At 64.7% G+C, this 14790-nt stretch carries 11 protein-coding genes, 1 tRNA gene and 1 pseudogene; 8 read left to right on the top strand and 5 right to left on the bottom strand.

Annotated elements, in window-relative coordinates; translation table 11 throughout:
• Positions 1-348, top strand: a pseudogene (locus Q322_RS23940) (transposase); the annotation flags it as partial.
• A gap of 6 nt (positions 349-354) precedes the next feature.
• Here the strand turns inward: Q322_RS23940 and Q322_RS0117300 are convergent.
• A complete protein-coding gene (locus tag Q322_RS0117300) occupies positions 355-783 on the bottom strand; it encodes a cytochrome P450 (protein WP_084148057.1) in 429 nt (142 codons plus the stop codon).
• Positions 784-871: 88 nt separating this feature from the next.
• On the opposite strand from Q322_RS0117300, the gene Q322_RS0117295 reads away from it, so the two are divergent.
• The 4 genes from Q322_RS0117295 to Q322_RS0117280 all read left to right on the top strand — a co-directional run bounded on the left by Q322_RS0117295 (position 872) and on the right by Q322_RS0117280 (position 4650).
• Positions 872-946: transfer RNA gene (locus Q322_RS0117295), tRNA-Ala, on the top strand.
• 356 nt (positions 947-1302) lie between these two features.
• Entirely contained in the window at positions 1303-1956 is a 654-nt protein-coding gene (locus Q322_RS0117290) for an aldo/keto reductase (protein WP_029479132.1), read from the top strand.
• Positions 1953-4178 (top strand): ATP-dependent helicase, encoded by a 2226-nt coding sequence (locus tag Q322_RS0117285; protein ID WP_029479131.1) that lies wholly within the window; start codon positions 1953-1955, stop codon positions 4176-4178. Before Q322_RS0117290 ends, Q322_RS0117285 begins: the two co-directional genes overlap by 4 nt.
• 142 nt (positions 4179-4320) lie before the next feature.
• Positions 4321-4650 carry a cyclic-di-AMP receptor gene (locus tag Q322_RS0117280; RefSeq protein ID WP_029479130.1) on the top strand — a complete coding sequence of 110 codons (330 nt, stop codon included), beginning with the start codon at positions 4321-4323 and terminating at the stop codon, positions 4648-4650.
• A gap of 206 nt (positions 4651-4856) precedes the next feature.
• Here the strand turns inward: Q322_RS0117280 and Q322_RS0117275 are convergent, their stop codons facing one another.
• Positions 4857-5456, bottom strand: a complete 600-nt coding sequence (locus tag Q322_RS0117275) for an HAD family hydrolase (protein WP_029479129.1) — start codon at positions 5454-5456, stop codon at positions 4857-4859.
• A gap of 202 nt (positions 5457-5658) precedes the next feature.
• Here Q322_RS0117275 and Q322_RS0117270 point away from each other — a divergent pair, with 202 nt between their 5' ends.
• The gene (locus tag Q322_RS0117270) at positions 5659-6978 is read left to right on the top strand and encodes an Nramp family divalent metal transporter (protein ID WP_029479128.1); all 1320 of its coding nucleotides are present in this window, start codon (positions 5659-5661) and stop codon (positions 6976-6978) included.
• 22 nt (positions 6979-7000) lie between these two features.
• Here Q322_RS0117270 and Q322_RS0117265 read toward each other — a convergent pair whose 3' ends face one another.
• The 3 genes from Q322_RS0117265 to Q322_RS0117255 form a co-directional block, all read right to left on the bottom strand.
• Positions 7001-7339 (bottom strand): hypothetical protein, encoded by a 339-nt coding sequence (locus Q322_RS0117265; RefSeq protein WP_051668713.1) that lies wholly within the window; start codon positions 7337-7339, stop codon positions 7001-7003.
• A gap of 167 nt (positions 7340-7506) precedes the next feature.
• Positions 7507-10296 (bottom strand): DNA polymerase I, encoded by a 2790-nt coding sequence (gene polA / locus Q322_RS0117260; protein WP_084148056.1) that lies wholly within the window; start codon positions 10294-10296, stop codon positions 7507-7509.
• 33 nt (positions 10297-10329) lie between these two features.
• Entirely contained in the window at positions 10330-10824 is a 495-nt protein-coding gene (locus Q322_RS0117255; RefSeq protein WP_245593307.1) for a hypothetical protein, read from the bottom strand.
• 250 nt (positions 10825-11074) lie between these two features.
• Between Q322_RS0117255 and glgP the strand changes: the two genes are divergently transcribed.
• Both glgP and Q322_RS0117245 read left to right on the top strand, forming a co-directional pair.
• Positions 11075-13600 (top strand): alpha-glucan family phosphorylase, encoded by a 2526-nt coding sequence (gene glgP, locus Q322_RS0117250; RefSeq protein WP_029479124.1) that lies wholly within the window; start codon positions 11075-11077, stop codon positions 13598-13600.
• A 192-nt stretch (positions 13601-13792) separates the two neighbouring features.
• Positions 13793-14662: an EamA family transporter gene (locus Q322_RS0117245; RefSeq protein WP_029479123.1), complete on the top strand. Its 870-nt coding sequence runs from the start codon at positions 13793-13795 to the stop codon at positions 14660-14662.
• The last annotated feature ends 128 nt before the right edge of the window (positions 14663-14790 follow it).

The following is a 14790-nucleotide window of genomic DNA, read 5'->3' as shown; positions in this document are numbered from 1 at the left end:
GGTCTGTTCGGGTTGGAAGATTCCAGGCTGCGCGACGCCGCCAGTCTGGAGCGCCTGATCCTGGTGCTGTCGGTGGCGACCTTGCTGCTCGTCTCCGAAGGTATCGAGGTGGTGCAGCGTGGGGATCGACGACACGTCGATCCCCACTGGCGGCGGGCGCTGAGCTACCTCAAGATCGGTCTCTGGGCGGTTCATTACGCGCTGAGCCGTGGTCAGGCAATCTTCTCTCACCTGACGCTCCAGGGCGGGCCTGACCCTGAGCCACCAGGTCAGCGGAAACGCCTTCATGCCCCTCCTCAAACCACCCTTGAAGTCGGCTGGCAACTCGTTTTTCGTCCGCTCTCATAAAATTTGTCAGGCCATCAGGGTTGCCACCTCAAGGTGGGCCAGCAGCGGGTCACACGCCTCACCAATCGCCGCCGCCATATCGCACAGGGCGGCGCGGTGAAAGGCGGGCTGCATCAGGCGGCGGTGCGTGCGCCAGGTCTGCCCCTCGGCGGTCAGCAGGCCGTCGCCCAGAAACTCGCGCATCTTCTGGATGCCGCGTCCCTTACGGAAGTGGGCCGCCTGGTCCACCAGAACCTCACGCGCGGCGGCGGGTTCGGCCACCACCAGCACGTCGCGCGGGCCAAGACGCAACCGGAATACGTCACCGTAGGCCGCGCGCGCGTGGCGCATGAAGCCCAACGCGTCGCGCCGCAACTCGGGCACATTACCCAGGAACAGGTCCCCAAGTAGGCCGCGTCCCCGTGGTCCCTGCGGCCAGCCTATCAAATCGGTCATGGGTGCAGTATCGGCCCATCGGGGTTGCTGGTGTCACGATCACCACTTGCCATGCGCACCTGCCATCTGCTAATCTGCGCCCCGCTGAGGGGGCTTAGCTCAGCGGGAGAGCATCCGCTTTGCAAGCGGAGGGTCTGGGGTTCGAATCCCCAAGCCTCCACCAAGAAAAGACCGCGCCTGGTGCGCGGTTTTCTCGTTTCGCTTTTCTCCAGACGAAGGTTCGGTGCGCGATCTAGGCGTCCTGGGGAAATTCGATGGTGTAGCAAGGTCCTTCATCCGCAGTGCCAACTGGCCAGCTCAGACTGATCGAGATGGCAGTCTTGAATCAGCGCGAACAGGGCTGCGGCACCGTTTCACGGAGCTGAGACAGACAGGCCACCCGTGGTCAGAAGTCCTGACCCCAACGTCGTCCGGCTGGCTGACCGCGTGGCAACTTCTCGCTCCCATCACACCGTGACCTGGGTGTGGCTTGCCACCTCCCTCATGGAGCCTGCGCCCACTCGGTTCAGAATTGAACGCATGAAGCAACGCAAACTCGGCAAGGGCGGCCCCGAAGTCTCGCTGGTGGGCCTGGGGTGCAATAACTTCGGCGGCAGGCTGGATCAGGCCGCCACCAACGCCGTGGTCCGGGCCGCGCTGGACCACGGCATCACCCTGTTCGACACCGCCGACATTTACGGCAATCGGGGCGGCTCGGAGGAGATGCTGGGCAAGGCGCTGGGTACGGAGCGGAACAATGTAGTGCTGGCCAGCAAGTTTGGGCTGGATATGGGCGAGGCGGGCCAGGGGGCCAGCCCCACCTATATCCGAAAGGCGCTGGCCGCCAGCCTCAAGCGCCTGGGGACCGACCATCTCGACCTGTATCAGCTTCACCGTCCAGATCCGGAGACGCCGCTGGCCGACACGCTGGAGACCCTGCACGAGCTGGTGCAGGCCGGACAGGTGCGCGCCATCGGCTGCTCCAACCTGAGCGCAGCGCAGGTGCGTGAGGCGGCGCGAATTGCCGCAGACCAAAACCTGACCCCGTTCATCTGCGCCCAGGACGAGTACAGCCTGCTGGTGCGTGAAAGACAGCGAGAACAAGCTGATGGGTCAGCCCGCCAACCCGGCGTCCCCCAGTTTCTCAAACATTACGCCTCCAGCAGAATGAACCCTGCTAGACTCCGGCGGTGACTTCTGCGCCGGACCAGACCGATTTATTGAGCCAACTGAATGAAACGCAGGCGCAGGCCGCTGACCATTTCACTGGCCCCGCCTTGGTCATCGCCGGAGCGGGCAGCGGCAAGACGCGCACGCTGATCTACCGGATTGCGCGCCTGATCACCCATCATGGCGTGGATCCCGGCGAGATTCTGGCCGTGACCTTTACCAACAAGGCCGCCGCCGAGATGCGCGAGCGCGCCGCTCACCTGATGCCCGGCGCGAACAAACTGTGGATGAGCACCTTTCACAGCGCGGGCGTGCGGATTCTGCGCCAGTACGGCGAACACATCGGCCTGCGGCGCGGCTTCGTCATTTACGACGACGACGATCAACTCGACATCTTCAAGGAAGTGATGGGGAGCATTCCCGGCATCGGCCCGGACACCAGCCCGCGCGTGCTGCGCGGCATCGTGGACCGTGCCAAGAGCAACCTGCTGACGCCGGATGACCTGGCAAGGAGCGGCGATCCCTACATCAGCGGCCTGCCGCGTGAGGTGGCTGCCGAAGCCTACCGCCGTTATGAAGGGCGCAAGAAAGGCCAGAATGCCATCGATTTCGGGGACCTGATTACCGAGACCGTGCGGGTCTTTCAGGAAATGCCGGGCGTGCTGAATGCGGTCCAGAACCGCGCCAAGTTTATTCATGTGGACGAGTATCAGGACACGAACAGATCCCAGTATGAATTGACGCGGTTGCTGGCGAGTAGAGATAAAAATCTACTTGTTGTGGGTGACCCAGACCAGTCGATCTACAAGTTCAGGGGCGCGGATATTCAGAACATCCTCGACTTCCAGAAAGATTACCCGGCCTCTAAAGTCTATATTCTGGAACACAACTACCGCTCCAGCGCCAGCGTGCTGAATCTAGCGAACAAGCTGATCGAGAACAACACCGAGCGCATGGACAAGACGCTGCGGGCGGTCAAGGAAAACGGCCACGCGGTCATGTTCCACCGCGCCACCGATCACCGTGCCGAGGGCGATTTCGTGGCCGAGTGGCTGACACGGTTGCACAACGAGGGCCGCAAGTTCACCGAGATGGCAATCCTGTACCGTACCAACGCCCAGTCGCGCGTGATGGAAGAGTCGCTGCGGCGCGTGCAGATTCCGGCCAAGATCGTGGGCGGTGTGGGCTTCTATGACCGCCGCGAGATCCGGGACATCCTGGCTTACGCGCGCCTGGCGCTGAATCCGGCAGACGATGTGGCCCTGCGCCGCATTATCGGGCGGCCCCGGCGCGGCATCGGCGACACCGCACTGGAAAAGCTGATGGACTGGGCACGCATCAACAACGTGCCGCTGCTGACCGCCTGCGCGCAGGCCGAGGACGACCACATCCTGGACCGGGGGGCGCAGAAGTCGGTGGAGTTCGCCAGACTGATGACGGCCATGAGCGACGCCGCCGAGAACTACGAACCCGCCGCCTTTCTGCGCTTTGTGATCGAGACCAGCGGGTATCTGGACCTGCTGCGCCAGGAAGGACAGGAAGGCCAGATTCGCATGGAGAACCTGGACGAGCTGATCAACGCCGCCGAGGAATGGTCCGGCGACAACGACGGCACCATCGGCGATTTTCTGGACGAGGCGGCGCTGCTGTCCAGCGTGGACGACATGCGCTCAAGGACCGAAAACAAGGACGTGCCGGAAGACGCCGTGACCCTCATGACCCTGCACAACGCCAAGGGGCTGGAATTCCCGGTGGTCTTTATCGTGGGGACTGAGGAAGGCTTGCTGCCCAGCAGGGGCGCGCTGACCGAGGCGGGGGGCATCGAAGAGGAGCGGCGGCTGTTTTACGTGGGCATCACGCGCGCGATGGAACGCCTGTTCCTGACCGCCGCACAGAACCGGATGCAGTACGGCAAGACCAACTCTGCCGAGGACAGCCGCTTTCTGGAGGAAATCGAGGGCGGCTTCGACACCGTCGACCCCTACGGTCAGGTGGTGGAATACCGCGCCAAGACCTGGAAACAGTACCGGCCCAGCGTGCCGGTCGTGTCTGCTGTCAAGAACACCAGCCCCATGACGGCGGGCATGGCTTACCGGGGCGGCGAGCGGGTCAGGCATCCCAAATTCGGCGAGGGCCAGGTCCTTGCGGTGGCCGGATCGGGCGACAAACAGGAGGTCACGGTCCATTTTCCGTCGGCGGGAACCAAGAAACTGCTGGTCAAGTTCGCCAATCTGAGCGGGGCGTGAGAGCCGCAGGGAACGCCGCAGTCAATGCGTCCAATGGTCTGATGGCGCATCCCGCCTTTAGACAATAAGACCTTCAGACTCTCCGCCAGGCGAAAGACAGCCCTGACCGCCCGCTCACAGCGCTTTTGCTATGCTCTACCTCATGAAGCTCGTACTCGCGGTCATTCAGGATGCAGACGCCACGGCGCTGGTGCGCGTCCTCTCGGAAAATGCCTTCGAGGTCACCAAACTTGCCAGCACTGGCGGCTTTCTGCGCGAGGGCAATACCACCCTGATGATCGGCGTCTCGGACGAGCGAATGGACGACCTGAAACGCTTCGTGCGCCAGACCTGCCGCACCCGCAGCCGCCTGGTGGCCCCCAGCGTCCCGATGGGCGAGCAAAACGAGGGCCTGGTCAGCGATCCAGTGGAGGTGCCGGTGGGCGGGGCCGTGATGTTCGTGATGGGCGTGCAGGAGTTCGTGAAGGTCTAGAGCACTTGTCCGAGTTACAGCAGCGGGAAAAGAGACTCCCGATGCTTCGGTTCTCTCCTGCGGAGCTGTGCAAGTCCCAAATACTCGGCAAAATTCACTCACTGTCTTGGGCAGAACAGACGCCCATGAGGACGCTCGCCCGCCCGTTAGGTCAAAAGTGGAGAACTCTTTTGACAAATGCTCTGACCGCCTCACCCACCCTAGGGTCACTGCACCCCCAGCGCCGCCAGCTCCTCCCGGAGTTGCGCGGCGTTCCGGTAATGCACGGCGCTCATGCCCACCGAACGGGCGGCCTCGGCGTTCTGGGAGCGGTCATCGATCATCACGGCCTCCTCCGGTCGCACGTTGGCGAGTTGCAGGGCCAGACGGTAAATCGCCGGGTTAGGTTTCATGACGCCCAGATAGCACGAGCTGAAGAAGGCCAGCAGGCAGTCGTGCAACCCGAAGGTCTGGATGCGGTGATCGTTCAGGTCGTGGCCCTCGTTGTTCAGCGCGTACATGCGCCATCGGCTCGACAGCTCGCGGGCCAGCGCCAGGGCGTCGGCGTGCGGCTGGCTCTCGGCCTCCATCGCGGCGCGGAAGTCGTCAGGGGAAAAGTCGCGCGGGGTATAAAAGAGGGTCTGCCCCATATACTCGGCCAGGGTCATGCGGCCCAGCTCCAGCTCCGGGGCGGCCAGCTTGTGGCGCTCGGTGAATTCGCCAGAGTCCAGGCCAAAGCGCCCCAGCACGTCTGCACGCTGCTCACGGTCCCAGCCGTTGGTCAGCAGGACGCCGCCGATATCCCAGAACACCGCTTTGATGGTCATGTGGTCAGGTTAGGGCATGGGCCGGGGGGCGTCCCCCGCCTGTCTGCCAGCGAACTGTCCACCTGCCAGGTCCGCGCGATTCCAGACCTTTAACATCTATGAATGGCAGCGCTTGCGATTTGATTTAGGTGAGCCTAAAGTGGCGCATGTTTTCACACCGGTCCTCCCTGTTCCACCGCCTCCTTCTCCAGATGCCCGCCCGATGACCGGAAGCGGCTGGCGCAAAGAGAACCTGCGCGAATCGCTGAGCGACGTCGAGCGCATTCCCATCCCTTACCACAAGCCGCCCTGGCGGCGCTTTCTGGCATTTCTGGGGCCGGGGGCGCTGGTGGCGGTGGGCTACATGGACCCCGGCAACTGGGCCACGTCCATCGCGGGGGGTAGCGCCTACGGCTACACCCTGCTGAGCATGGTGCTGATTTCCAGCCTGATGGCGATCTACCTGCAAGCCCTGACCGCGCGGCTGGGCGTCGCCACCGGGCGTGATCTGGCGCAGGCGTGCCGGGACCACTTCAGTAAACCCGCCAGCATCGCGCTGTGGATTTCCGCCGAGATCGCGATTATCGCCACCGATCTGGCCGAGGTGATCGGCACGGCCATCGCGCTGAATCTGCTGTTCGGGATGCCGCTGCTGATCGGCGTGATCATCACGGTGGCGGATGTGCTGCTGATCCTGATGCTGCAACAGCGCGGCTTCCGGTATATCGAGGCGCTGGTCATCACATTGATCGCCACCATCGCTGTGGCCTTTATTTTCGAGATGGTCTTCTCGCAGCCCGAGCTTGCGCCGCTGCTGGCGGGCTTCGTGCCGTCGCGCCAGTTGCTGGACCCCGGTGTGTTGTACGTGGGCATCGGCATCCTGGGGGCCACGGTCATGCCGCACAACCTGTACCTGCATTCGGCCATCGTCAACACGCGCGGCTACAACCGCACGCCGGAGGGCAAGCGCGAGGCCATTAAATTCTTCACCATCGATTCCACCATCGCGCTGACCTTCGCTTTTTTCATCAACGCCTCGATCCTGGTTCTGGCGGCGGCGGCCTTTCATGCGGTGGGCCGCACCGACATCGCCGAGATTCAGGACGCCTACAGATTGCTCTCGCCGCTGCTGGGGGCGGGGGCGGCCAGCATTCTGTTTGCCGTGGCGCTGCTGGCCTCCGGGCAGAACAGCACCCTGACCGGCACGCTGACCGGGCAGATCGTCATGGAAGGCTTCGTTAACATTCGCCTGAAACCGTGGCAGCGGCGGCTGGTCACGCGCCTGCTGGCCGTCATTCCCACCGTGATCGTCATTCTGATCTACGGCGAGCGCGGCACCGGGCAACTGCTGATCCTGTCGCAGGTAATCCTGTCGCTGCAACTGTCGTTTGCCGTGGTGCCGCTGATGATGTTCAGCGGGGACCGCGCCAAGATGGGCGAATTCGTGATCAATTCATTCTGGAAGTGGGTGGGCTGGAGCGTCACGGCACTGATCATCGGCCTGAACGTGTTCCTGCTGGTCCAGACCTTCTTCGGCATATAAATCTGCAACTGGACGGGCCGGGTCAGGGTGACGCTGAGGCCCGGCCCTTCTTTAATTGCCGCCAGGTCGAGACGCCACCGAGGGTGAGCATGGCGGCCATGAAAACGTAAACCCATACAGGCAAATTGCGCCCAGCCACCAGCACGTACAGGTACGCGGCAATAAACAGCACGCCCGTCACGCTGGCGGGCAAAATTGTGGATTCTCCCCGCCGGAAGCGCCGAATCCACCACGCCACCGACAGCGCGAACAGCGGCATAGTGCCGAAGTAGAGGACGCCGAAGATGACCGGATTGACGCCGTACTCCTCGCTCAGGGACACGGTAGTGGTGGTCATCCACTCGATCAGCGAATGCAGCACGGCCCGTTTCTCATGGCAGGGGTACGGGCCAAAAGCAGCTTGGGTTCAATGCTCACCGTCATGAAAATCAGGAGGGTGACATTCCAGAGTGAGAGGTTGGGATGGAAGACCAGTGCTGACTGCCTGTCCTGCGGAGGGCCAAACGGCTTGAGTGTTGGACAGCTCCATCACTTCGCGTCATACCAGTTCGGCCCCACCCCGGCCTCCACCGCCAGCGGCACGCTCAGGCTGGCCGCGCCCTCCATGATCTGGCGGGTCACGCGGGCCACCTCATCGGCGCGGTCCTCGGGGGCCTCGATCAGCAGTTCATCGTGGACCTGAAGCAGCAGGCGTGCGCCCAGGGCGTCCAGTTCCCTATCCAGTTTGACCATCGCCAGCTTGATGATGTCGGAGGCCGTTCCTTGGATGGGCATGTTGTAGGCCAGCCGCTCACCTGCCTCGCGCACGTTGCGGTTCGTGGCGGTCAATTCGGGAACGTAGCGGCGGCGGCCATACATGGTTTCCACGTAGCCCCGTGTGCGGCCAAATTCAAGCGTCTCGTCGATGTACTTGCGGATGCCCGGATAGGTGCTGAAATAGATCTCGATAAACGAGGCCGCGTCCGCGTAGGCAATGCCCAGATCGTGGCTGAGGCGGTGGGCGCTCATGCCGTACAGCACGCCAAAGTTGACGGTCTTGGCGGCGCGGCGCTGATCGGGGGTGATGCCGCCCTCGTCCAGCCCCAGCACCTGCGCGGCGGTGCGGCGGTGGATGTCGGCACCTTCCTGAAACGCCCGGCGCATCAGGGGATCGCCGGAAATGTGGGCCAGCAGCCGCAGCTCGATCTGCGAGTAATCGGCGGCGATCAGGCAAAAGCCCTGGTCGGCAATAAACCCCTTGCGAATCTCGCGGCCCACCTCGGAGCGGATGGGGATGTTCTGGAGGTTGGGGTTCAGGCTGCTCAGGCGTCCGGTGGCCACCGCCGTCTGCGCGAAGGTGGTGTGCAGCCGCCCGGTGCGCGGGTTGACCAGATGGGGCAGCGGATCGAGGTAGGTGCCGCGCAGCTTGTCCAGCTCGCGGTATTCCAGCAGGAGGGGAATGACCGGATGCTCGCCCCGCAGGGGTTCCAGGGCGCTGATCGCCGTGCTGCGCTTGCCGGTCAATTTGGTCTTCTTGCCGCTGGCCAGCCCCAGCTCGTCGTACAGCACCGTTTCCAGTTGCTGCGGGCTGCGAATGGAAAACTCGCGCCCGGCGTGCGTGTGAATCTCGGCCTCCAGCGTTTGCAACCGGGCGGCGGTGGAGGCGGCCAGCCCGCGCAGGTACTCGGAATCCAGGCGCACACCGCGCACTTCCATGCGGGCCAGGACGGCGGCCAGGGGTTTTTCCATGTCGTCGTAGAGCCTGGTGCGGGCCTCGTCGAGCTGGGGGGGCAGGTCGGTCAGCAGACGGGCGGAGATGGCCGCGCGACCCGCCGCTTCGTCCGGCCAGGCCATGTTCAGATACCGCTTGGTCACCAGCGCCATAGTCATGTTGGCCGGGTCCAGCAGATACGCCATGATCAGCGGATCGTCGCCCGGCTCCACCACCGTTCCGCGCACGCTCAGGTGGGCGGCCAGGGCTTTGGCGGCGGCAGCGTTGACCTGACGCTGGCCCACGAACTCGGCATCGTCCACGGTGGCGGGATGCTGCGCGTGCAGTTTGGCAGCGGCCTTGTCAGCGTCCCTGACAGCTTTTTCGGCGGCCTTCTGCTCCTTTTTAGAGAGCGGCCCAGCAGTGTCGAACAGATTCGGGGCAGGGGCGGCGGCCTGGGCGTTCTTCCACTCGTCGGGTTCCTGCGCTGGGGCTGCGCGGGTGATGCCCCCGCCATCCTTCGTCGGCTCAAAGGTGGCGGCCCCGGTCAGCGCCGCCGTCAGGTCATCCTCGCGCGACAGCACATAGCCCCAGATCGCGCCCTCTTTCGGGGTGCGCCAGGCTTCGGTCCGGGGCGGCTCGAAGGCGGCGACAGGTCCAGCGGCCTCATCCACGTCGGTATCGGGGGCCACCTCCTCCGGGCCGTCCAGACCCGCGATGTCGCGCCCGATGGCGTGCAGCTCCAGCTCGTTCAGCAGCTCAGACAGGCGGGCGGGGTTGCCCGGCAGGCGGCCCGTGCCGAATTCCACGTCCAGCGGCAGGTCCGTGACCATGCACGACAGTTGGTGGCTGAACTGCACGTTCTGCTCGGAGGCCAGCAGCTTTTCCCGCGTTCCTTTTGGTTCCACCGTGCCAGCGTGGGCGGCCTGGTACACCTTCTCCAGCGTGCCGTAGTCCTGAAGCAGCTTGGAGGCCGTCTTGGGGCCGATCCCCTTCGCGCCGGGGATGTTGTCGCTGGCGTCTCCGGTCAGGGCGCGGTAATCCACCCACTGGCGCACGGTCACGCCGTATTTTTCCAGCACCTCGTCCGGGCCGATCAGGCGGAAATCGTTGGTGATGACGCGCACATGGTCATCCAGCAGTTGATAAGCGTCGCGGTCACTGGTCACGATGCGGACCTGCATCCCGTTGCCCTCGGCCTTGCGGGTCAATGAGGCGATCACGTCATCGGCCTCGTAGCCGGGTTCTTCCAGGCGCGGAAAGCCGATGGCGTCCACGATTTCGCGGATGCGGTTGATCTGGCCGGGCAGGTCGCTGGGCATCTCGGCGCGGCCCGATTTGTAGCCCTCGAACTGCTCGTGCCGGAAGGTCTTGACCGGCGGATCGAAGACCACGATGATCTGGTTGCTGCGCTGCCGCGCCAGCCGCAGGGTCAGACGCAGAAAGCCGACGATGGCGTTGGTGGCCTCGCCCTGGGAATTGCTCAGCGGCGGCAGCGCGAAATACGAGCGGAACGCCAGCGCGTGGCCGTCGATCAGCACCAGGGTGTCCGGCCTGTGCGTATCTGATCCGGGCGCATCCGGCGCAGGCGTATCAGCGTCAATTTTGTCGGGGGCGGGAGTGGTCATGCAGCCAATTCTACTCTGAGCGTAATAGAGGAATTAGCGACGCGGCGACTTCTTCCCCATCCAGACCTGAATCTGCCTTCCCATTGCGTCCAGCACTGGGCGGCTTTTCAGGCAGGCGACGAGGGCGCGGGTGGCGTGGTGTTCGTCGCCGTGAACCGCGTTTTGCAAATGCGTTCGCACCACCAGATTCAGCACGCCACGCACAAACAGCAGGTCGCGCAGCAAGTCGTCCACGGGGAGAACGGCGTTCAGCTCACCGTCCGCCGTGACCGTCTGGACCACGGCTCGCCCGCGTTCATCCAGATCGAGGACCGCGTGCAGCGGTTTTCCGGCCCGCATGGTCACATGTTCGACAGTGGGCAGGAAGGCGCGCACCAGATTCAGCGCGAGACTGCGGCCCAGGAAAATCAGGCGCGGCTGGTCGTGCAGCGTGGCGTCCAGCGTCTGCGCCAGATGGCGGGCCAGGCGGTCTCCCTCGTCCATTAAAGCCTGAGTTTCGGGGTCCATCTCCGCGTTCGGTCCAGTCACGGCCAGAGGTTAGCGCCGCAGGACGTAGAGCGTCGGGGCACAGAGTCGGGATCACGGGCGGCGCTGCCCCAGCTTCGTGAGATCGGCCACCGCCAGATTGATGTTCGCCCGCTTCGCTGTGGGCATCCTCACTCGAAAAAACGAGACAGGAACGCCCCCAACAGCCCCTCGGCTTCTGTCTGGACAACCGTTATTTTCAGCGTCCACAGCGCAGTCTCCAGACGGGTCTGTGGGGTAAGCTCTGAGCCATATGAACGTCATTGGCAAAGTCACGGTGCTGCCCCAGTTGCCGCCGTCCATCGCGCGGCTCTCGGAGCTGGCCTACAACCTGTACTGGTCTTGGACCCCGCACGCACAGGCGCTGTACCGCGAGCTGGACCCGCAGGTGTGGGAGGACTTCGGGCAAAACCCGGTGCGGACCCTGCTGGAAGTGCCGCAGGCCCGGCTGGAAACGGTGGCCGCCGACAGGGATTATCAGGCCCGTTACCGGGCGGTCATGGCCGACTTCGACGCCTACATGACCAAGAAGAAGACCTGGGCCAGCCAGAACGCCCCCGCAATGCAGCCGGTGGCCTATTTCAGCATGGAGTACGGCTTTCACGAGTCGCTGCCGATCTACAGCGGCGGCCTGGGCGTGCTGGCCGGGGACCACTGCAAGAGTGCCTCGGACCTGGGGCTGCCCTTCACGGCGGTGGGCATGCTGTTCCATCAAGGCTACTTCCGGCAACTGTTCGACAAGGACGGCTGGCAGAACGAGGCGTATGACGAGCTGGACCTGACCACCCTGCCCATTACCCCCGCCCGAACCCCCGATGGCCAGGAGGCGCGGGTGTCGGTGAGGATCGGCAGCCGCGAGGTGCAGGTGCGGGTGTGGAACCTAACCATCGGGCGCATCCGGGTGCTGCTGCTGGACACCAACGTGCCCGAGAACAACGAGGAGGACCGCAAGCTGACGGCCCGCCTGTACGGCGGCAACCAGGAACTGCGCGTGCAGCAGTACGTGTTGCTGGGCGTGGCGGGCATCCGGGCGCTGCGCGCGCTGGAGGTTCCCGCCGCCGTGTACCACATGAACGAGGGCCACGCCGCCCTGCTGGGCCTGGAGCGCATCCGCGAGGAGGTCAATGCGGGTCTGGACTTCCGCACCGCGCTGGAAACGGTGGCCAGCTCCACGCTGTTTACCACGCATACCCCGGTGGCTGCCGGGAACGACGCCTTTGCCTATGACCTGATGGACCGCTACCTGGGCCAGTGGCCGGGCCTGCTGTCCACCACGCGCGAGGAACTGTACGAGCTGGCCCGCCACGATCAGAACTGGGACGGCCAGACCGTGCCCGCGTTCTCGATGACCGTGTTCGCCCTGCGGATGAGCCGCGCGGCCAACGGCGTCTCGGAGCTGCACGGCGAGGTCAGCCGCGACATGTGGAAGTTCCTGTACCCCGGCGCGGAGGCCGAGGAGGTGCCGATTGGACACGTCACCAACGGCGCGCACAACCTGACCTTTACCAGTCAGGCCATGCGCGATCTGCTGTCCACGGTGCTGCCGGGGGACTGGACCGAGCGGCTGGAAGACGAGGCCATGTGGAAGGCGGTGGACGGGCTGACCGACGCGCAACTGAGCAACGTGCAACTGGAGACCAAGCGCGAGATGATCGCGTTTATCCGCGTCCGCATGCGCGAGCAGATGCTGCGCAACGGGGCCAGCGCCGCCGACGTGGCCGCCACCGATTCGCTGCTGGACGAGCACACCCTGACCATCGGTTTTGCGCGGCGTTTTGCCACCTACAAGCGCGCCACGCTGCTGTTCCGGGACCGCGAGCGCCTGAGCCGCATCGTCAATCACCCCGAGCGCCCGGTACAGTTCGTCTTCGCGGGCAAGGCGCACCCCGCCGACAATCCCGGCAAGGCGTTCATACAGGAGATTTACCGGATGTCCCAAGAGCCCGAGTTCCGGGGCAAGATCGTGATTCTGGAAAACTACGACATGAACGTGGCCCGCCATCTGGTGCAGGGCGTGGACATCTGGCTCAACAACCCGCGCCGCCCGCTGGAGGCGTCGGGAACCAGCGGCATGAAGGCCAGCTTCAACGGCAGCCCCAATTTCAGCGTGCTGGACGGCTGGTGGCGCGAGGGCTATGACGGGACCAACGGCTGGCCGATTGGCGAGGACCGTGAATACGCGGACCTGCACGTGCAGGACGACGCCGACGCCTACAGCCTGTATCAGACGCTGGAAGACGAGATCACGCCGCGCTATTACGGGGGGGCCACGGGCGAGGACTCGTGGGCCTACACGGTGCGCCGCTCTATCGAGACGGTCAGCCCGCGTTTTTCGATGCAGCGTCAGGTGATCGACTACGTGCAGAACTACTATCTGCCGCTGGGCCTGCGCGGCCAAGTGGTGGCCGCAGACCGCAGCGCCCAGGCCCGCGCGATTGCCGGGTGGAAAACCTGGGTGCGCCAGCAATGGCCGTACACCAGCCTCAGCGCCCACGCCGAGCTGCCCGCCACCTGTCATCCCGGCCAGACCGCGCCGGTCAGCGCCCAGGTCAACCCGGCAGGCATCAGTCTGGAGGAACTGCGCGTGGAAGCGGTGTTGCAACGCGCCGGACACCTGACCCGCTTCCCCCTGAAGAGCCGGGGCGACGGCACCTTCAGCGCCGACGTGCCGCTGGCGGAAAGCGGGCTGTACTCGGTGGGCGTGCGGATGATTCCCGAGATCGACGGCCTGAGCAACGAGCTGGAAGCCGGGCTGATCAAGTGGGCGACGGGGCGCTAGGGCTGTCAGCGTCAGCCAATCAGAAAACGGGCCGTGCAGATGCGGCCCGTTTTGTCGCTTTACTACACCCGGCCCCACCGTTCTGTCTTCGGTCCTCCCGCTTCTGTGGCCTCGATGGGCTTGTTCCGGCCCGTTCAGCCAGGGGGAACGCAGGCGCTCACCCCTTTTTGCCCGGCCCCATAATGGCCCCGGATGCGCCCCTTTTCCCTTCCTCCCATTCCGGCGCTGCTGCTGTCCATGCTGAGCATTCAGGCGGGCGCGGCCTATGCCAAGACGCTGTTTCCGCTGATCGGCGCGCTGGGGGCCACCGGCCTGCGGGTGGGCCTGGCCGCCGCGATCCTGCTGGTGATCTGCCGGCCCAACCTGCGCGTGCTGACCCGCAAGGATTGGCAGGCGGTGTTGCCCTACGGCGCGGTGCTGGGCCTGATGAACCTGACCTATTACCTGTCGTTGGACCGGCTGCCGCTGGCGATTGCCGTGACCCTGGAATTTCTGGGACCGTTGCTGCTGGCGGCGGCGCTATCGCGGCGGGCGCTGGATTTTGTCTGGGTGGCGCTGGCCGGGCTGGGCATCTTTCTGATCTCGCCCCACGGCACCGGGGCCGCGCTGGACCCCATCGGCGTGACGCTGGCGCTGACGGCGGGCGGCTTCTGGGCGGCGTACATCCTGCTGGGGGGCGCGGTGGGACGGCGGCTGCCGGGAACCACGGGCGTGGCCGTGGGGATGCTGGTGGCCGCCGCCGTGTGCGTGCCGTTCGGGGTGGCGCAGGCGGGCACGGCGCTGCTGGCTCCGGGCGTGTTGCTGACCGGGCTGGGCGTGGCCGCGCTGTCCAGCGCCCTGCCCTACAGCCTGGAAATGCGCGCGTTGCGGCTGGTCCCGCCGCGCGTCTTCGGCGTGATGATGAGCATCGAACCCGCGATGGGCGCGGTGTGCGGCCTGCTGTTTCTGGGCGAGGCGCTGGCCGGGTTGCAGTGGCTGGCCATCGCCTGCGTGATCCTGGCGAGCGCGGGCATCAACCTGACCACGCCGCGTCCCATGCCCATGGTGGAGCCGGTGAACTGACTCATTACAGCGTTCAATTAAAGAGTTTATCATATGGAATGGCTCGTCCGCACAAATATAGTGTGCAACTCACGCCTGAGCAGTATGAACACCTGACGGATCTGACTCGGCGTGGTGTCCATTCCGCC

Source organism: Deinococcus frigens DSM 12807 (genome assembly GCF_000701425.1).
Lineage (GTDB): Bacteria > Deinococcota > Deinococci > Deinococcales > Deinococcaceae > Deinococcus > Deinococcus frigens.
This window is presented reverse-complemented; position numbering and strand designations above follow the sequence as displayed.